At 59.0% G+C, this 18,596-nt stretch carries 20 protein-coding genes; 18 read left to right on the forward strand and 2 right to left on the reverse strand.

Annotation, left to right across the window (positions count from 1 at the left end):
* Positions 1-35: 35 nt before the first annotated feature.
* On the reverse strand, positions 36-1,064 hold the full coding sequence (gene holB, locus Q8N04_20765; protein MDP3093113.1) for a DNA polymerase III subunit delta': 1,029 nt from the start codon (positions 1,062-1,064) through the stop codon (positions 36-38).
* Between the two features lie 2 nt (positions 1,065-1,066).
* Complete coding sequence (tmk, locus tag Q8N04_20770) at positions 1,067-1,741, reverse strand: dTMP kinase (GenBank protein ID MDP3093114.1); 675 nt, start codon at positions 1,739-1,741, stop codon at positions 1,067-1,069.
* A 260-nt stretch (positions 1,742-2,001) separates the two neighbouring features.
* On the opposite strand from tmk, the gene Q8N04_20775 reads away from it, so the two are divergent.
* The 18 genes from Q8N04_20775 to glgA all read left to right on the forward strand — a co-directional run bounded on the left by Q8N04_20775 (position 2,002) and on the right by glgA (position 18,454).
* Positions 2,002-2,223, forward strand: coding sequence for a hypothetical protein (locus Q8N04_20775; protein ID MDP3093115.1), 222 nt, complete (start codon positions 2,002-2,004; stop codon positions 2,221-2,223).
* A 231-nt stretch (positions 2,224-2,454) separates the two neighbouring features.
* A complete protein-coding gene (locus Q8N04_20780) occupies positions 2,455-3,123 on the forward strand; it encodes a DUF502 domain-containing protein (GenBank protein MDP3093116.1) in 669 nt (222 codons plus the stop codon).
* A complete protein-coding gene (gene glmU / locus Q8N04_20785) occupies positions 3,120-4,673 on the forward strand; it encodes a bifunctional UDP-N-acetylglucosamine diphosphorylase/glucosamine-1-phosphate N-acetyltransferase GlmU (GenBank protein ID MDP3093117.1) in 1,554 nt (517 codons plus the stop codon). The genes Q8N04_20780 and glmU overlap by 4 nt, the downstream gene beginning before the upstream one ends.
* A 7-nt stretch (positions 4,674-4,680) precedes the next feature.
* Entirely contained in the window at positions 4,681-6,510 is a 1,830-nt protein-coding gene (gene glmS, locus Q8N04_20790) for a glutamine--fructose-6-phosphate transaminase (isomerizing) (protein ID MDP3093118.1), read from the forward strand.
* Between the two features lie 149 nt (positions 6,511-6,659).
* A complete protein-coding gene (gene gatC / locus Q8N04_20795) occupies positions 6,660-6,947 on the forward strand; it encodes an Asp-tRNA(Asn)/Glu-tRNA(Gln) amidotransferase subunit GatC (GenBank protein ID MDP3093119.1) in 288 nt (95 codons plus the stop codon).
* A 39-nt stretch (positions 6,948-6,986) separates the two neighbouring features.
* Positions 6,987-7,355, forward strand: a complete 369-nt coding sequence (locus Q8N04_20800) for an aspartate 1-decarboxylase (protein ID MDP3093120.1) — start codon at positions 6,987-6,989, stop codon at positions 7,353-7,355.
* Positions 7,352-8,818, forward strand: a complete 1,467-nt coding sequence (gene gatA, locus Q8N04_20805; GenBank protein ID MDP3093121.1) for an Asp-tRNA(Asn)/Glu-tRNA(Gln) amidotransferase subunit GatA — start codon at positions 7,352-7,354, stop codon at positions 8,816-8,818. The genes Q8N04_20800 and gatA overlap by 4 nt, the downstream gene beginning before the upstream one ends.
* Positions 8,819-8,851: 33 nt before the next feature.
* Entirely contained in the window at positions 8,852-9,259 is a 408-nt protein-coding gene (locus Q8N04_20810) for a DUF948 domain-containing protein (GenBank protein ID MDP3093122.1), read from the forward strand.
* Entirely contained in the window at positions 9,249-9,566 is a 318-nt protein-coding gene (locus Q8N04_20815; protein MDP3093123.1) for a YtxH domain-containing protein, read from the forward strand. Before Q8N04_20810 ends, Q8N04_20815 begins: the two co-directional genes overlap by 11 nt.
* A gap of 2 nt (positions 9,567-9,568) precedes the next feature.
* Positions 9,569-10,999 carry an Asp-tRNA(Asn)/Glu-tRNA(Gln) amidotransferase subunit GatB gene (gatB, locus tag Q8N04_20820; GenBank protein MDP3093124.1) on the forward strand — a complete coding sequence of 477 codons (1,431 nt, stop codon included), beginning with the start codon at positions 9,569-9,571 and terminating at the stop codon, positions 10,997-10,999.
* 32 nt (positions 11,000-11,031) lie between these two features.
* Positions 11,032-12,318, forward strand: a complete 1,287-nt coding sequence (gene eno / locus Q8N04_20825) for a phosphopyruvate hydratase (GenBank protein MDP3093125.1) — start codon at positions 11,032-11,034, stop codon at positions 12,316-12,318.
* Positions 12,319-12,503: 185 nt separating this feature from the next.
* Complete coding sequence (locus tag Q8N04_20830) at positions 12,504-12,863, forward strand: septum formation initiator family protein (GenBank protein ID MDP3093126.1); 360 nt, start codon at positions 12,504-12,506, stop codon at positions 12,861-12,863.
* The gene (era, locus tag Q8N04_20835) at positions 12,860-13,744 is read left to right on the forward strand and encodes a GTPase Era (protein ID MDP3093127.1); all 885 of its coding nucleotides are present in this window, start codon (positions 12,860-12,862) and stop codon (positions 13,742-13,744) included. Before Q8N04_20830 ends, era begins: the two co-directional genes overlap by 4 nt.
* Before the next feature lie 10 nt (positions 13,745-13,754).
* Complete coding sequence (mgtE, locus tag Q8N04_20840; GenBank protein ID MDP3093128.1) at positions 13,755-15,215, forward strand: magnesium transporter; 1,461 nt, start codon at positions 13,755-13,757, stop codon at positions 15,213-15,215.
* Between the two features lie 55 nt (positions 15,216-15,270).
* On the forward strand, positions 15,271-16,029 hold the full coding sequence (gene recO, locus Q8N04_20845) for a DNA repair protein RecO (GenBank protein ID MDP3093129.1): 759 nt from the start codon (positions 15,271-15,273) through the stop codon (positions 16,027-16,029).
* A gap of 34 nt (positions 16,030-16,063) precedes the next feature.
* Complete coding sequence (locus Q8N04_20850) at positions 16,064-16,417, forward strand: DUF971 domain-containing protein (protein MDP3093130.1); 354 nt, start codon at positions 16,064-16,066, stop codon at positions 16,415-16,417.
* 24 nt (positions 16,418-16,441) lie between these two features.
* Positions 16,442-16,924 (forward strand): hypothetical protein, encoded by a 483-nt coding sequence (locus tag Q8N04_20855; GenBank protein ID MDP3093131.1) that lies wholly within the window; start codon positions 16,442-16,444, stop codon positions 16,922-16,924.
* A 21-nt stretch (positions 16,925-16,945) separates the two neighbouring features.
* Complete coding sequence (glgA, locus tag Q8N04_20860) at positions 16,946-18,454, forward strand: glycogen synthase GlgA (GenBank protein MDP3093132.1); 1,509 nt, start codon at positions 16,946-16,948, stop codon at positions 18,452-18,454.
* Positions 18,455-18,596 lie beyond the last annotated feature (142 nt).

Raw genomic sequence — 18,596 nt, forward strand, 5'->3', positions numbered from 1 at the left:
CGAGGGGGAAGATACCAGGTTGGGAATAAGGATTTCTAGGCAGGCATTCCGGCGGGTGCGAGGCCGAGGGCATCACGGAGTTTGAGCAGGCAGGATTCCAGGGCCATGTGGAGATTCAGATTGCGGGTGGCATTCTGCTGTGTGCGTTCGATCTCCTTGATCAGGTCGAGGAGCAGGGTGAGATCGGTCGTGCGGGCATACTCCTGGAGCTGGTCGAGCTGTTCGAGATGGAGAATTTGATCGTGGTCGCCGCCGACATGGACGAGTAGGAGATCCCGGATCCAGCGGCTGAGCCAGGTCAGCGTCTCGATGCCACGATCGGATTTGGCGAGGCTCTCGGCCAGTGTCAGGATTGCGCTGATCGATCTGAGCGTCGCGGGGGCCACGATGGCCAAACAGTCGCGTTGCCATTCACGCAGGGCGGCGACATCCAGCGTGAGCGCCTCGCCGATGCGGCCTTCCGTGACGAGCGCCAGGAGCCGCGCATCCGCCGGCGGCAGTTCGCGCTTGAGGATCACGGCGGCTTCGACCTGCGTGCGCGCCGGTGTGGTGAAGCGGAGTTGCTGGCAGCGCGAACGGATGGTGATGGGGAGCGCGTTGGGTCTGCTGGTAATCAGGAGGAAGAGTGCGTGACCCGGCGGTTCCTCCAGCGTTTTGAGCAGTGCATTGGCGGCGCCGATGGTCATGCGGTCGGCTTCGTCGATCAGGCAGATCTTTCTCTCGCCCATCAACGGGCGATAGACGAACTGCTGTTCGATTTCCCTGACCTGCTCGATCTTGATGGCGGGATTGGCCAATTCACGGTCAGGGTCGATTGCGATAAAGTCCGGGTGCGTCCGCGCGGCGATCTGCAGGCAGGCGCGGCAGGCGCCGCAGCTGTCCAGCACATCCGGTGAAGGCGGTTGTTCGCAGTTCAAGGCCTGGACGAGATGGATCGCCGTCAGGCGTTTCCCGATCGCGTCTTCGCCATGGAAGAGATATGCATGTCCCAGCCGGTCGTGTGAGACGGCGGCCCGCAGGACCGCGATCGGATGTTCATGTCCGGTGATATCGCGAAAGGGCATGGCTAGTTTCTCCGGCCCGTTTGCGGCCGGCGCTTCTCCAGCCAATCGAACACGAGGGTCCGCACGTCGTCTGCAATCCTGTCGGGGGTTCGCGCTGCATCGACCGGCTTGATGCGCCGGGCTTCTTTGCGCGCAAGCTGCAAAAATCCTGAGCGCACATTTTCGTGAAAGCGTCTTGTCTCCCGGTCCAGCCGGTTTTGCCCCGCGGCGTCGCGCTGCCGCCGGCGCAGGCCGGTGGCTACGGGAAGATCGAAGAGTAGAGTGAGGTCAGGCGCAAGGCCCCCGGTGGCCCAGCGGTTCATCGTGCGCAGCGTCTTCAGGTCCAGCCCTCGCGCATAGCCTTGATAGGCCAAGGTGGAATCGATGAACCGGTCGCAGATCACAATTGCGCCCTGCTGCAGCGCCGGTGCGATCACGTGATCCACATGTTGGCGGCGGGCTGCGAGAATGACGAAGGCTTCCGTTTCTGCCGCCAGCGACTCCGAATTATTCTTAAGCAGCACCGCGCGGAGCTGCTCGGCTGCCGGCGTGCCGCCCGGTTCCCGTGTGAGGAGCACGGCATGGCCTTCGGCGCGAAGGGCCTGGGCCAGGCGAGCGGCTTGGGTCGATTTTCCGCTCCCTTCGGTGCCTTCCAGCGTGATGAAGATGCCGGCTGTATGACTGCGTCGTTTCGCCACGAGTGGTTCCTGTCACGGGTTCAGAGTTCGACGCGATCGTAATGCCAAGCTCAATTGAATAGCAAGAATGACCGGAGAGGCTTGAGTGCGGGTTCTGCGAGTGACGCCTTGAGTCGTCCGGCGCGGCCGCTGTAGGGATCCGCCTACCGCTCTTTCATGAGAGGCTTCCCCGCTAACGGGGAATAGTGGTTGGACAAGCGTTTCGCTACTGTTGGATAGGAGAATGGAAGAGTGACTGATGTTTCAACCAGGAGGAAATAATGAAGACCGGTCTTATTGTGTGCGCACTGTTACTGTCGTCCGGATGTACCTGGAACGATTACATCTCGCCGACCGGCAAGTCGGTGGCGGATGCCAAGCGGGATTTGTGGGAGTGTGAGCGTGAAGCCGGGACGGCTACGGGTCAGGCTTTCTTCATCCAGCTCCAGGAGCTCCAGGATCATTGCATGGAAGTGCGCGGGTACGAAACAGCTTCTAACTAGCCGCCGGTACGAATCTCCGAAGGGGAGATGCCGATCCTCTGGCATATCTCCCCGACGGAAGCCTTGAGGGCCGCCGAAGACCTCTTGCAATTCATCCTGGTTCCCTCTCGCCAGCGCTACTAGTTTCTTTGTGTAACCCATTGAAAATACCCATAAATGGATTGCGGCACTTGGTGAATCTCTGTATGATGAGCCACCACATTATAGGGCCCCATTCAAGACCTGATTGACATGCTGAAAACCTTGTTGAAACGATACTTTCTGACGGGTCTGCTCGTCATTACCCCGATTTGGGGGACGATCCTTATTTTGAAGGCCCTCTTTGTCACCGTGGATGGCATTTTGGGCGAAGCGGTGGCTCGGTGGATGCCGGAGTATTATGTGCCGGGTTTGGGGATTGTGGCGCTCATTGTGCTGATCTTCTCCGTCGGGCTGTTTGCCGCGAATTTCATCGGCCGGCAGATTGTGCGGATCTGGGAAGACTGGTTGAATCGCCTGCCGCTGGTTCGCGGGATTTATTCGACACTGAAATCGATGATGGATATTCTCTCGTTTTCTGACCGAGGCTCCTATCATCGGGTGGTGCTCATTCAGTTCCCCAAGAACGGCCACTATTGTTTTGCCTTTGTCACAGGGATCACCAAATCCGAGACGGCCTCGTTGGCGCAGGAGCCGTTGATCCATGTCTATGTGCCGACGTCGCCGAATCCCACGTCCGGGTATTTTCTGTTGGTTCCGGAACGTGAAGTCATGTCGGTGGATATCTCAGTCGAAGAAGCGATGAAGCTCATCGTCTCAGGCGGGCTCTATACGCCGGCCACCTCGATGGCGTCAGTGTTGAATGCGGATGCGAAATGGAGCGGGGTAAAGCAACCGGACGCGGGGGTGACCATCGGATGATGCCGCATAAGCAGGAGATGGCCATGGATGGGTTGGGTGTCGTGGTGATGGCGGCCGGGCGTGGCACGCGTATGCGGTCGGAGCAGGCCAAGGTCCTGCATCAGATCGTCGGGCGTCCGATGATCCGGTATGCGCTCGATGTCGCCCGTGCGGTTGCCGGGCATTCTGTCGCGGTGGTCGTGGGGCATCAGGCCGCGCAGGTCCGTGCGGTGCTGGAGGCTGCGCTCGCGGGCCAGTCCGGCGGCGCGGCGGTGCACATCGTCGAACAGGTTCAGCAATTGGGGACGGGGCATGCGGTGTTGCAAACGCGTTCGGTGTTTGCTCCCGGCAAGGCCAATGCGCCTGTGGCCTACCTCATTCTCAACGGCGATACGCCGCTGCTGCAAGAATCGACATTGCGCGCGCTGTTGCAAACGCATCGGGCAGCCGGTGCGACGGTCACCCTCTTGACGGCGATTCTGGATAACCCTGGCGGCTATGGCCGGGTGGTGCGGCGGACGGCGAAGGGCGCGTCCGGTGCCGTCCATGCGTCCGCCGATGTGGTGAAAATCGTCGAAGATCGCGACGCGTCTCCGGAAGAACGAGGGATCCGCGAAATCAATGTCGGGACTTATGTCGTCGACGGGCCCTTTCTCTTTGCGGCCTTGGACAAGGTGCAGCCGCACAATGCGCAGGGCGAGTACTACCTGACGGACATCGTCGATATGGCGGTCACGCAGGGCCATCGGGTCGCGGCGTTGCCGCTGGCGAACCCGGACGAAGGGTTGGGGGTCAATTCGAGGTTGCAGTTGGCGGACGCTGAGCAGGTGATTCGTCAGCAGATCCGACGGCGCTGGATGGAAGCCGGTGTGACGATGATCGACCCGGCCTCCACCTGGATCGATGCTGAGGTCGTGATTGGCAAAGATACGATCTTGCATCCGAACGTGACCCTGGAAGGGAAGACGGTCATCGGAGAGGGCGGTGAAATCCGTTCCTTCACGCGGCTCACGAATTGTGCGGTCGGTTCCCATGTGACGATTCTGGATCATTGCGTCTGTGCCGACTCGCAGATCGACGAGCAGGCTACGATCGGTCCGTTCGTGCATTTGCGTCCCGGTGTGCGGGTGCGCAAGAAGGCGAAGGTCGGCAACTTTGTCGAGATGAAGAAGACGGATCTGGGCGAAGGCGCCAAGGCCAACCATCTGAGCTATCTCGGGGATGCGACGATCGGCAAGGACGTCAATATCGGCGCCGGCACGATTACGTGCAACTACGACGGGGTGCATAAGTACCAGACGGTCGTGGGCGATCATGTGTTTTTGGGGAGCGATACGCAGTTGATTGCCCCGGTGACCATCGGGGCAGGGGCGGTTATTGCGGCCGGTACGACGGTGACGCAGGATGTGCCGGCGGATGCGTTGGCGATCGCCCGGGTGGCGCAAGTCAATCGGGCCGGATGGGCTGCCAGACGGCGTGCGTTGTTGGCGAATGAGAAGCAGGCTCCGGTGAAGCCGGCCGGTAAGCGAACGGCGGCCACCAAGGCGTCCAGCAAGAAGAAGCGGAGGTAGACGATCGATGTGTGGCATTGTTGGCTATGTGGGAAATCAAGAAGCGGTTCCGATTCTGATCGGCGGGCTGGCCAAGTTGGAGTATCGCGGGTACGACTCCGCGGGCGTCGCCATCCAGCAGGGGCAGAAAATCAATGTGCGGCGTAGCGTCGGCAAGCTGGTGAATCTTCAAAAGTCGCTGCAAGAGAAAGAGCTGAGCGGCATGGTGGGTATCGGTCACACCCGCTGGGCGACGCACGGCAAGCCGTCTGAGCAGAATGCCCATCCGCATCGATCGAAGGGTTGTGTCCTCGTGCACAACGGCATCATCGAGAACTATCAGCCGCTGAAGCAGCAGTTAGAAAAAGAGGGCTACAAGTTTCAGTCGGAGACCGACACGGAAGTGCTGGCCCATTTGATCGATAAGTATCTTCAGCAGGGGCAGGGGTTGGCGGATGCCGTTCGCTCGGCGACGAAGGATGTGCGCGGGAGTTATGCCTTGGCGGTGATTTCTGAGAAGGAGCCGGGGACCTTGATTGCCGCGCGGTCCGGTTGTCCGTTGGTGGTTGGACGCACCAAACAGGCATCGTTTGTCGCGTCCGACGTGATGGCGATGTTGGCGCACACGCGGGATGTGACCTACCTTGAAGAGGGTGACGTCGCGGTGGTGACGCAGCACGAGATGCATCTGACGAATGCGGATGGGCAGCCGGTCTTCCGGAAGGCGACGAAAATCACGTGGGATGCGTCCGCCGTGGAGAAAAGCGGGTATCCGCATTTCATGCTGAAGGAGATTCACGAGCAGCCCCAGACCATTCTCGATACCATGCGCGGGCGGTACTCCTACGAAACCGGAGAAGCCGATCTGCCGGACATCGGACTCACGCCCAAGGAATTCGCCGCGGTGGAACGGATCTGGATCGTGGCCTGCGGGACTTCCTGGCACGCCGGGTTAGTCGGCAAGTATCTCTTCGAGGAAATGGTGCGGACGCCGGTGCAAGTCGATATCGGGAGCGAGTTTCGCTATCGCGATCCGCTGGTCGGGAAGAATGACCTGTTCATTACGATTTCCCAATCGGGTGAAACCGCCGATACGTTGGCGGCTGCACGGGAAGCGAAAGCGAAGGGCGCGCGGGTCGTGTCCATCGTGAACGTGGTCGGCAGCACGCTGGCGCGTGAGTCGGACGGGGTGCTCTATACGCATTGCGGGCCGGAGATCGGTGTGGCCTCGACGAAAGCGTTTACCGCGCAGCTCACGGCGCTGTATCTGCTGTCGCTCCATCTGGCGCGCGTGCGCAGGGTGATGAATGTGGCCGACGGAAAAGCCTGGTTGGATCGACTGGTGCAATTGCCTTCTCTGGTTGAGCGGGTGCTGGGCCGGGAAGCTGAAGTGGTCGCCATCGCGAAACGCTATTACAAGAAGCGCAATTTTCTGTTCCTGGGCCGTGGGATCAATTACCCGATCGCGCTGGAAGGTTCTCTCAAGTTGAAAGAGATTTCTTATATCCATGCCGAAGGGTATCCGGCAGGCGAGATGAAGCATGGGCCGATTGCCTTGATCGACAAGGGCATGCCGGTGGTGGTGCTGGCGCCGCGCGATCGCCTGTATGAAAAGACAGTGAGCAATCTGATGGAAGTGAAGGCGCGGCATGCGCCGGTGATTGCGTTTGTGGCTGAAGGCGAGCGCGAGCTCGGGAAAACGGCGGATGCGGTGTTTACGATTCCGGACACGCACCCGTTGCTCTCGCCCATTCTGTTCACGATTCCCTTGCAGTTGTTGGCGTATCATATTGCTGTGTTGCGCGGGGCGGATGTGGATCAGCCGCGGAACTTGGCAAAGAGCGTGACGGTGGAGTGATCGGATGTTGAAAATGGCTTCCAGCGGCGTTCTCGGTCGTCCGTCTCCCTGCGACGTACCCCAGTGGGTACGCCTCGGTTAACGGACTTCCTGCGGCCTTGCTGGAAGGCCATTTTGAACATCCTCAATGAGTGGGAAGGATAAACCGAGTGGAAATTACGAAACAGGAAGTTGAGAAGGTGGCGAAGCTGGCGCGGCTGCAGGTGACTGAGAGCGAGGTGGCCGTGTTCACCAAACAGTTGAGCCAGATTCTGACGCATGTCGAGACGCTCAAGAAATACAATACGGACGGAGTTCAGCCAACGGCGACGGTCTTGGGCCAGGTCAATGTGTTTCGCGACGATGTGGTGCGGCCGTCGTTGTCGGTGGAGCAGGCCCTTGCCAATGCCCCGGAGCGTGAAGCGGACGGATTCTGCGTGCCGAAGATTATTGATTAAGATCCCCGCCGTGCGGGGATCCAGCCATAAAGGAGTCTCATGTTTCGACAGATGCTGCGATCAAAAATTCACCGTGCGACCGTGACCGGCGCACACCTGGAGTACGAGGGGAGCTTGACGGTCGATGAGGAGCTGCTCGAGGCGGCCGGCATTCTTCCGTATGAGGCCGTCGTTTGTTCGAACCTGAATAACGGCGAACGGTTTATGACCTACGCGATCACCGGAAAGCGGGGCGGCGGAGAAATCATCTTGAACGGGCCGACGGCGCGGAAGGGCGCGACGGGCGATCAGATCATTATCTTCTGTTACGAATACTACAGCGAAGAAGAGATCAAACGGCACGCGCCGAAGATCGTGCGCGTGGATGGAAAGAACCGCATCGTTGAGGCGGCGGCCAAGCACCCATGAGTCTGCATAAACTGACGCTCTGCGAACTGCAGCGGAAATTCACGGCCGGGGAAGTCACCGCCAAGGAGATCGTGCGCGCCTATTTCCTGCGCATCGGGCAGGTCGAGCCCAAGGTCAAGGCGTACGTGACAACCCAAAAAGAGCAGGCGATGGTCGATGCGGCTGCGCTGGACGACTCGCTGAAGGGTTGGCGGAAAACGCAGCCGATGATGGGGATGCCCCTGGCGATCAAGGACAACCTCTGCACCGAGGGCGTCACGACCACCTGCAGCTCGCGGATGCTCCAGCACTTTGTGCCGCCCTATGATGCCACGGTCATCGCGAAGTTGCGGGCGCAGGGCTATGTGCTGTTGGGGAAGACCAACCTCGATGAGTTTGCGATGGGATCCTCCACGGAAAACTCGGCGTTCGGTCCCAGCCGCAATCCCTGGAATCTGCAATGTGTGCCGGGCGGATCGAGCGGCGGATCGGCGGCCGCGGTGGCGGCGGACGAGTGCGCGGCGGCGCTCGGATCGGATACCGGCGGATCGATCCGGCAGCCGGCGGCGTTTTGCGGCGTGGTCGGCTTGAAGCCGACCTATGGGCGGGTGTCGCGCTACGGGCTGATCGCCTTCGCCTCGTCGCTCGATCAGATCGGGCCCATCACGAAGGATGTGGCGGACGCGGCTTTTCTCTTGGGTGTCATTGCCGGTCACGATCCGATGGACTCAACCTCGGCGGATGTGCCGGTGCCCGACTATACGAAGGCACTGAAGAAAAAAGATCTGAAGAAGCTGAAGGTCGGGATCCCGGCTGAATTTTTCGCAGAGGGTCTCGACCCGGAAGTCGAGCAGGCCGTGCGTGCGGCGATCGAAGAATTGAAAAGTCTCGGTGGAGAGATCAAAGAGATTCAGCTGCCGCGCACCGATGCGGCGGTGGCGGTGTATTATGTCATTGCCACGGCGGAAGCGAGTTCGAATTTGGCCCGCTTCGACGGCGTGAAGTTCGGCCTGCGTTCCAAGGATACGAAAGATCTGCTGGACCTCTATACCAAGACCCGCCAGGATGGATTTGGTCCGGAGGTGAAGCGCCGGATCATGCTGGGCACCTATGCGCTGAGCTCCGGCTACTACGATGCCTACTACGGGAAAGCGCAGGCGGTACGGACATTGATTCGGCAGGATTTTGACGCGGCCTTCAAAGAAGTCGATCTGATTGTGACGCCCGTGACGCCCACGCCGGCCTTTAAGCTGGGCGAGAAGAGCGAAGATCCCTTGCAGATGTATCTCTCGGATATTTTCACGATCTCCGTCAATCTAGCCGGCTTACCGGCCATCTCATTGCCCTGTGGATTCAGCAAGGCAGGGCTCCCGATCGGTTTGCAGCTTATCGGGCGGGCATTTCAAGAGGACACCCTGTTGAGAGCCGCCCATGCGTATGAACAGGCGATGCAATGGCGTGCGAAGAAGCCGGCGGTACGGTAAGACGTCGGAAGTGAGCATGTACGGGAGGGGATTATGACCATTGTAGAAATTGCCGCCATCCTGATCGCGGTCGCCTTTGCGGTGCTGGTGGGCTATCTCGTTCCGGTGTTGATTCAGCTTCGGAAAACCGTGGCGGAGTCTGAGCACCTGCTGGCCAAAATGAATGCGGACATGCCGCCTCTTGTCGCCGACCTGCGCAGCATGAGTCAGAATTTGAACGACCTGGCCGATCAGGCCCGCGGTGGTGTCGAACATGCGGCGGTGTTGCTGCATGCCGTGGGCGAAGTCGGCGAATCAGTGCAGCAGGTCCACAACGTGGTGCGCGGGTCGAGCGGCACGTTGCTGACGAACGTGGCGAGTGTGGTTGCGGGATTTAAGGCGGCGACGCAGGTCGTGCGCGAACGAATGAAACACGAAGGAGAACACCACAATGGCGGATGAACGAGGATCCTCTGCGGGCGTATTCTTGGCCTTTCTGAGCGGAGCTGCATTGGGCGCGGTGGCGGCCCTGCTGTTGGCGCCGCAGTCGGGACGTGAATCCCGCGAGCAGCTTCGGGGCTACGCGCGTCGCGCCGAAGACAATCTGCGGGATTTGGCCGGCCGGGCCGGTGAGTCGTTCGAGGAAGTGGTCGATCAGGGCAAGGAGTTCGTCGACTCGAAAAAGTCGGTGCTGCGGGAGGCCTTCGAGGCCGGTCGCGAAGCGATGAAGCGTGAGCGTGACCGCATGCGTGGAGAGGAACAGGGCTGAGGATGATCTACGAAGTTGTCATCGGGGTCGAGGTGCATGCGCAGTTGCGCACGAAGACCAAAATGTTCTGCGGATGCGGGACGACGTTCGGCCGTTCGCCGAACAGCCAGACCTGCCCGGTCTGTTTGGGTCTGCCCGGCACGTTGCCGGTCATCAATCGCGCTGCCGTGGAAATGGCCGTGCGGGCTGGGTTGGCACTGAATTGCACGATCGGGGCGAACAATCAATTTGACCGGAAGAACTACTTCTACCCCGATCTTCCCAAGGGCTACCAGATCTCGCAGTACGAATCGCCGATTTGCGAGCATGGGTGGATCGAGATTGCGGTCGGCGACAACAAGAAGCGCGTCAAGATCCGGCGGGCCCATCTGGAAGAAGATGCCGGGAAGAATGTGCATGAGACCGGCACCAGCGGCAGCCGGGTCGACTTGAATCGTGCCGGGACACCGCTGCTGGAGATCGTGACGGAGCCGGACATGCGGTCGGCCGACGAAGTCGTCGCCTACTTGAAGGGCTTGCGGGACATTTTGATGTATCTCGACGTGTGCGACGGCAATATGGATGAAGGCAGTTTTCGCTGCGAGCCGAATCTGTCGCTCCGTCCGCTGGGTCAGAAAGAATTCGGCACGAAGGTCGAGCTGAAGAACCTCAACTCCTTCAAGTTCGTGAAGGATGCGATCGAATACGAGATCAAGCGGCAGACCAAGGTATTGAGCGAGGGCGGGAAAATTTTTCAGGAAACGCGCCTCTGGAATCTCGAACGCGGTGAGACGGCGGTGATGCGTTCGAAAGAAGAGGCGCACGACTATCGCTATTTCCCCGATCCGGATCTGGTGCCGTTGAAGCTCGACAAGGAATGGATTGAGGGATTTCGCGGCAGCGTGCCGGAGTTGCCGGCCGCTCGCGTAGCTCGATTGGTGCGCGACTATGGGTTGCCCGAGTACGATGCGGGTGTGCTGACCGTGTCCAAAGGCATCGCGGATTACTTCGAAGCCAGTGTGAAGCTGTTCAATCAGCCCAAGACCGTCAGTAACTGGGTGATGGGGGAGCTGACGCGGGAGTTGAACCTCTCGGGGACCGATATCACGGCCTCACCGGTGACGCCTGAACGGTTGGTCGATCTGTTGCAACTGGTCGAGAAGGGGACGATCAGTTTGAAGGTGGCCCGCGAGATTTTCCCTGAGCTCTATAGTAGCGGCAAGCAGCCGGAGCAGATCGTCCAAGAAAAGGGGCTGACCCAAGTCTCCGATGAAGGGGCGCTGGATAAGATCATTGACGAAGTGCTGACGAAAAATCCGGCACAGGTGGCGCAGTTCAAGGAAGGGAAGCAGCAGGTGCTGGGTTTCCTGGTCGGGCAGGTGATGAAGGCCAGCGGCGGCAAAGCGAATCCGGGCAAGGTGAATGAGTTGTTGAAGAAGAAGTTCAGCAGTTAGGACGTGCTACTAACCGAGGAGCGTAGAGACGTATGAGCGCGATTAGAGAGATTAAGGGCAGGCAGATTGTCGATTCCCGCGGCAACCCGACGGTGGAAGCGGAAGTGATGCTGGAGAGCGGCGCGATTGGACGGGCAGCGGTGCCGTCAGGCGCCTCCACCGGCGAGAAGGAAGCGATCGAGCTGCGGGATGGCGACAAGAAGCGTTGGATGGGCAAGGGTGTCTCCAAGGCGGTGGCCAATATCACGAAAGTGATCGCGCCGGAATTGCTCGGCTGCGAGGCGCTCGATCAGGCCAACATCGACCACGCCATGATCGCGCTGGACGGAACAAAGACCAAAGGCAAGCTGGGCGCCAACGCGATTCTCGGTGTCTCGCTGGCGGTGGCGAAGGCGGCGGCGAATGAAACCGGGCAGCCGCTCTATCGCTATCTCGGAGGCACGAATGCGCGGGTCTTGCCGGTGCCGCTGATGAACATCATCAATGGCGGCGCGCATGCCGACAATCGGCTGGATCTCCAAGAGTTTATGATCATGCCGGTGGGTGCCAAGACGTTCAGCGACGCGCTCCGCATGGCGACGGAAGTGTTTCACACGCTCAAAGCCCTGTTGAAGAAGAAGGGCCTCAACACGGCGGTCGGCGATGAAGGTGGATTTGCGCCGGACCTGCAGTCGAATGAAGAGGCGCTCAGCCTTATCTCGCAAGCGATTGAAGATGCCGGTTATAAAACCGGCCGGGATATCGCGTTGGCGTTGGATTGCGCGGCGAGTGAACTCTATCACAAGGGTCGCTACATTCTTGAGGCAGAAAAGAACCCGGAGCGGTCGTCCGAGGAGATGGTTTCATACTACGGCAAGTTGCTGGACCGGTACCCGATCCTCTCGATTGAAGACGGGTTGAGCGAGTTGGATTGGAAGGGGTGGAAGATGCTGACCGAGAAGCTGGGCAAGCGGGTGCAGTTGGTCGGCGATGATATTTTCGTGACCAACGTGGAGATCTTTGCCAAAGGGATCAAGGAAGGCATCGGAAACTCGATCCTGATCAAGTTGAATCAGATCGGGACGTTGACCGAGACGCTGGATGCGATCGAGTTGGCGAAGCGGTCCGGCTATACGGCGATCATTTCGCACCGGTCCGGTGAAACCGAAGATACGACGATCGCGGATGTGGCGGTGGCCATGAACACCGGCTTGATCAAGACCGGTTCGTTGTCACGGACCGACCGGATTGCAAAATACAACCAGCTGTTGCGCATCGAGGAAGAGCTGGGAAGCGCAGCGGTGTATCTTGGCCGGGATGCAGTACCCGGTCGATCGTAACGGCGGCTGAAAACGCCCGCCAGCTTTGTTCTCACATCGCGCAGAGGCTCAACGTACGGGAAGAGTACGATTCGCCTCTTTGCTCGCTGCGGCCTCGCTGGACGGACGTTTTGAACCGCCGCGAGAGAGTGTCATTTGATGAGTGATGATTCGGTATTCGTGAGACGAGGGTTGCTGACACATTTATGATCATTAAGCAGAATCGCGGACGGGTGTGGCTGGATTGGCAGCGCCGTATGGGCACCGTGGCTCAGGTGGCTGGCGCCGGTGCCTGCGTCTGGCTCCTGATCGCCTTTTGCTTCGGCAACATGGGGTTGCCTCGGTATCTAGCGATGCGCGAGCAGGTGGCTCAATTAGACCGGGATCTGCTCGCGTTGCGACGGGACAACGGCGGGTTGCGTGGAGAAATCGCCCGGTTGCAACATGATCCGGCCAAGATCGAACAATTAGCTCGCGAACGATTGGGATATGTGCGCAAGGGGGAAACGGTGTATCAGTTGTCCCCCGACCCAGTGAAGGATCGATCGCTTCAGGAGGCCCCATGAAATTCGGGACGGTAGCGATCATCGGCCGCTCCAATGTGGGGAAGTCCACATTGCTGAACCGATTGCTCGGAGAAAAGGTGGCGATTGTATCGAATAAGCCGCAGACGACCCGGACCCGTATTCTCGGCGTGGCGCATGTGCCGGGCGCGCAGATTGCGTTTTTGGATACGCCGGGGTTGCATAAGCCGGATCACTTGTTGAACCGGCGAATGGTGCGGACGACGGTGGAAGCGCTGGACGATGCCGATCTGCTCTATGTGCTGATGGAGTCGCTTCATCTGCCCGGGCCCGGGGATCTGGCGGCGATCACTCATGTGAAAACGGCCATGGCCAAACACCCTCGCCCGGTCATTCTGGTGGTGACGAAGGTCGACGCGGTGAACAAGATCAAGTTGCTGCCGGTGCTGGAGGCCTACGGAAGGCTGTTCCCCTGGACCGAGGTGGTGCCGGTGTCCGCGGAGGACGGGGACAACATCGATCGCCTGCTGGAGGTGACGGTCGCTCATTTGCCCGAGGGCGAAGGGGTGTATAACGAGGACATGCTCACGGACCAGTCGATGCGCACGCTGGCGGCGGAATTGATTCGCGAGAAAATTCTCGCCGTGACGGAGCAGGAAGTGCCCTATTCCGTCGCGGTCGAAATCGAAGAGTTCGTCGAGGAAAGTAAGATTACGAGGATCCGGGCCACGATTCTCGTCGAACGGGACACGCAGAAAGGGATCGTGATCGGCAAGCATGGCGAACGGTTGAAACTGATCAGTACCCAGGCGCGGCAGGATATGGAGCGCGTGTTCGACATGAAAGTGTTTTTGGAGGTGTGGGTCAAGGTACGGGAAGACTGGCGCGAAGACGAGCGCACGCTCATGGAGCTCGGCTACTAGGGATCCCGCTATGCTGCCTACTGAACAACCAGTCGATCCGCAATCACCCGATGCCCGCCTTCGGGCGTCCGAACGGGACGTGTTGCGGGATGCGCTTCGGGATCAGTCGGATCGCGGGCAGACGAAGTCGGATATCATTTTGCTGTCCGTGCAGCGCCTGTTGCGACGCGGGGCGATCACGAATCTGTCGAAGATGCTCGGCCGGATGCATCCGGCCGATGCCGCCAGAGTCATCACTCATCTGAGTTCTCCCAAAGAAAAGCGCGAAGTCTTTGAACTCGTTCGCGGCGAAGCCAAGCGCGGACAGGTCTTGAGCGAGCTGGACGGCGATAGTATTCAGCAAGTCTTGGCCGACCTGCTGCACTCCGATATCGCCTGGCTTTTGAAAGATCTGGGGCCCGACGACGTCGCCTATATTCTGGGATTCCTCCCTGAAGAGCGGGGCAAAGACATTCTGGCCCTGATGAAGACGGAGGACTCGACGGAAGTCGCCGATATTCTCAAGTATCCCAAGGATACGGCCGGCGGCATCATGACCACGGAGTTCTTTTCGCTGCCGGAAGATGCGACGGCGCAGGAGGCCATTCGACGGCTGCAGCAGGCCACCGATGCCGAAATGGTGTTTTATATTTATGTGACCGACAAGGATGAACACCTCGTCGGAGTGCTCTCGTTACGCCAGCTGTTGACGGTTCCTCCGGCCACGCCGCTGAAAAATATCATGATGCGCGATGTCATGAGCGTGGCGGTCGATATGGACCAGGAAGAGGTGGCGCGCCAGGTGGCCAGTTACAACTTGCTGGCGATTCCTGTTGTCGAGAAGGACGGAAAGCTTGCGGGCATCATCACGGTCGATGACGTGGTGGACGTCATCCGTGAAGAGGCCACGGAAGATATGTTGAAAATGGCCGGCGCGATCGAGGAGGACTCGGTCTCAAAGTCGTCCAGTTTCGGCGCGGCAAAGTTGCGGCTGCCCTGGCTGTTTACCAATTTGGTGGGCAGTCTCTTGTCCGGTGCGATTCTCTGGTACTTCAGAATGACATTGCAAGAGGTGGTGGCGATCGTCAGCTTTATCCCGGTCATCGCGGCGATGGGCGGCAACGTGGGATTGCAGTCGTCGACTTTAATCATTCGCGGACTGGCCACAGGGGTGGTCGAGCTGTCGGATGTGCGCACGGTCTTTTTCCGCGAGGTCAAGGTCGGACTCTTGATGGGCCTGGCTTGCGGCGTGATGCTGACCTTGGTCGGATGGGCTTGGCATCAGGCCTTTTTGGGCATGGTGGTCGGGACGTCGCTGGTGATCGCCTTCCTGGTCTCGACGAGCATGGCGACGATCATGCCGGTCGTGCTGAAGCGCATGGGTGTTGATCCTGCCGTGGCGGCCGGTCCCTTCGTGACGACGGCCAACGATATTACAGGCATCACGATCTATCTCTCATTGGCCACGCTGTTTTTAGACCATCTGCGGTGATCAGCCTCGCCGCGGAGGGAGCCGGAGTATTGCGTGTGCGAAAAAGGCTTGGGCGATGCCTCTCGTAAAAACCTCTGCGATCATTCTCAAAAGCCGTCGGTGGGGTGAAGCCGACCGGATTGTGACTTTCTATTCGAAAGAGTTCGGGAAAATCCGTGGCGTGGCGCGCGGTGCCCGGCGATTCAAGAGCCACTTCGGAGCCACGCTTGAGCCCTTTACCCGCTGTCATCTGGATTTGTTCGAGAAGCCGGGTGATTCGCTCTATCGGATTTCTCATGTCGATCTGATCGAATCCTTTCAGCCGCTTCGGGAAGAATTGGTGTTGATGGCCTGTGCGGCTCGGATGGTCAATGTGGTGGGGGCGGTCACGCCGGACGGCGATCCGGATGCCAGGCTCTTCGAGACCTTAGGTCAGGGGTTGGGGGCTCTCAAGGGGAGTCGAGATCCGGTCTTGGTGGCGTTGCTGTTTCAGATTCGTTTGCTGGGGCTGACGGGGTTTCGTCCGCAAACCGATCACTGTGCGACCTGTGGGAAGTCCGGTGTGACGGGGGAGCCGCAGTTCTCGCCGCTGGCCGGCGGATTTGTCTGTCTCTCCTGTGCGACGCGGCAGATGGTCCGGTGTATCGTGATGTCACGCGGGAGCCTGTCGTTTCTGCAGCAAGCTATTCGACTGACTCCCGAGCTGGTCACGCGGCTGACGGCGACCGGCCAGGTACGGGCTGAGGTGGAGCGGGCGATTGAAGGCTATGTGACGGTCGTGGCTGGTCGGCGGTTGCCGCCGGTCGATTTCTTGGCGTCGATGTCTTCGGTCTGAGTCGATGGAACATGAGGGGATAAGGGGAGAGACTATGGCCGCGGCATTGGTTCCCATCGACATGCAATGGTTGGAGAAGGGTGTGTTGGGCATCGAGTGGAGCGATGGCCACAAGGGAATCTATCCCGTTCGTGCGCTGAGGCTGCAATGTCCTTGTGCGGCCTGCGTCGATGAGTGGACGGGTGTGCGCCGATTGAAGCCTGATGATGTGCCGATGTTTATTATGGCGCAGGACATTCAGCCGGTCGGGCGGTATGCGCTTCAATTTTCCTGGAGTGATGGGCATGACAGTGGAATTTATTCTTACGGGCTTCTGCGGCAGCTGTGCCAATGCGATGTGTGTGTGCCGGTGAAGCCAACCGAGCAGAAGAGTCGGCGGCTTCTATGACGGGGGGGGAAGGGGGCAAATGTGATGGAACAGCCTGGGCAAGGTGAAGGGAGTGCTCGATGGGTTCTGCAGGTTTTAGGGAGCGTCCTGAGTCTGTTTGTAATGGCGGGTTGCCAGAGTATGCCGCCATTGGGAGAGCAGGAACGCCTGGTGCAGAACAAGCAGCTCACAATCCAGATGATTTCCCCCAAAGCGTTCGTGAATGTCTGGGGCAAGCCGGTCTATCACCATAGTGAGTTCACGCAGTTTTTTGTCATGCCGGATAAGTCGATGATTCCGCGTTCGCGGGTGCCCATTGGTGAGGCCCCGGAGGGATGGGAGGCAAGTTTTGAGGCCGGGGAAGGGGTGTTTCTAGGCTATCCCGAGCAAGGCTGGATGTTAGTATTTTTGGATGATCGGTTGGTGTATCGGGAAGAGTTAAAGGCCGACAAAGTCCACGCGCTTGGAAAGACGTGGCAGTTTGAAGACCGATTTAAGACGAGCCTGGAAGGTGCGCCGCTCCGCTAGGATCAGCTGGCGTTTCACATCATGGCGAGATCTCACCACATCGATTCACTGAACATTGTGATGGCCGCATCAGAGGCGGTTCCCTACGTCAAGACCGGCGGGCTGGCCGATGTCGCCGGTGCGCTTCCAGTGGAGCTTGCCAAGCTGGGGCATACGGTGACCTTGATGGTGCCCCGCTATCGCAGTTTTCAGACGGGTGGAAGGTCGCTGCAGGAGATTGGGACGATTCGCGTCAGGACTGCCAAGGGGTTTGTCGATGCGATGCTTGAAGAAGATGTGATTCCTGTCGGGGTGGCGGAACGATCGGTTCGAGTGGTGGCGGTTCGATATGATCCCTATTTTGACCGGGCTGGGTTGTATCAAGGGCCAGACGGGGATTTCAGTGACAATCTCGCTCGGTTCGCCTTTTTCAGCCGCGCGATCGTTGAAGTGTTGGCATATCTCCGGAGCAGTCTCGGTGAGCCGATCTCTGTCTTGCATTTGCACGATTGGCAGACGGCCCTTGCGGCTGTTTATCTGAAAACCACGGAGCGTGATCGGGCACTCGTCGGCGATGTCAGGACGCTGTTGACGCTTCACAATGTGGGGTATCAAGGTATCTTTCCCGGTTCCCAATTTTCTGAGACGGGCCTGCCCGCAGATCTGTTTACTCCTGCTGGGTTGGAGTTTTACGGATCGGTGAATCTGCTTAAAGGAGGCATTCTCTTTGCGGACAAGGTGTCGACCGTGAGCCCGACTTACGCAAAAGAAATCATGAGCTCAGATGGCGGGTTTGGTTTGGAGGGTGTGTTGGCTGGTCGTCGGGATGGTGTGGTCGGGATTATCAATGGCATTGATGTTGGTTCCTGGGATCCTGAGACGGATAGCCTCCTCGCGGCTAACTACTCACGGACGGACCTATCAGGCAAAGCAGTTTGCAAGAAGGCCCTTCAGCACGAACTGGGCTTGCCGAATCGTGATGTTCCGCTCATAGGAGTCATCGGACGGTTGACGTCACAGAAGGGGTTTGATCTGCTGGCGGAGATTATTCCGGAGTTGATGGCGGTGGGCGTTCAGGTGGCGATTTTGGGTACGGGGGATCGGATTCTTGAAGATCGATTTCAATCGGCAACGGAGCGGTATCCACAGCAAATCGGTGTGTCTCTGAAATTCGATGAGGGTCGGGCGCATCGAATTGAAGCCGGTGCGGATATGCTGGTTATGCCGTCGCGGTATGAGCCATGCGGACTGACTCAGCTCTATAGCCTGCGGTACGGCACGATTCCAATTGTGCGAAAGACGGGGGGGTTGGCAGATACGGTTATTCCATACCGGCCCTCTACGGCACTGGCCGGAGATGCGACGGGATTCCAGTTTGAAGGAGTTTCAGCGGACTCTCTGCTGGCGACAATCCTGCTGGCCTTGAAGGTCTATGCAGATCGGGAGGCGTGGACGTCAATTCAGCAGGCTGGTATGGGGGTGGATTGTTCCTGGGAATGTTCGGCTAAGCGATATGTCGAAGAGTATGGGAAATTAAGAGGGGAGAGATAGCCTAGGAGCCTGTCGGACTTCCCGCATTATCAAATCACTAAAACCCGACGCCGGACTCTTGCACATCGGTATACTGACGCGTGTTCCTCAACAAGCTGGAGAGTCTGTATGAGCCGGTTCAAACCCATCAAACGTGAGATGA

The organism is Nitrospira sp., from assembly GCA_030692565.1.
Classification (GTDB): Bacteria; Nitrospirota; Nitrospiria; order Nitrospirales; family Nitrospiraceae; genus Nitrospira_D.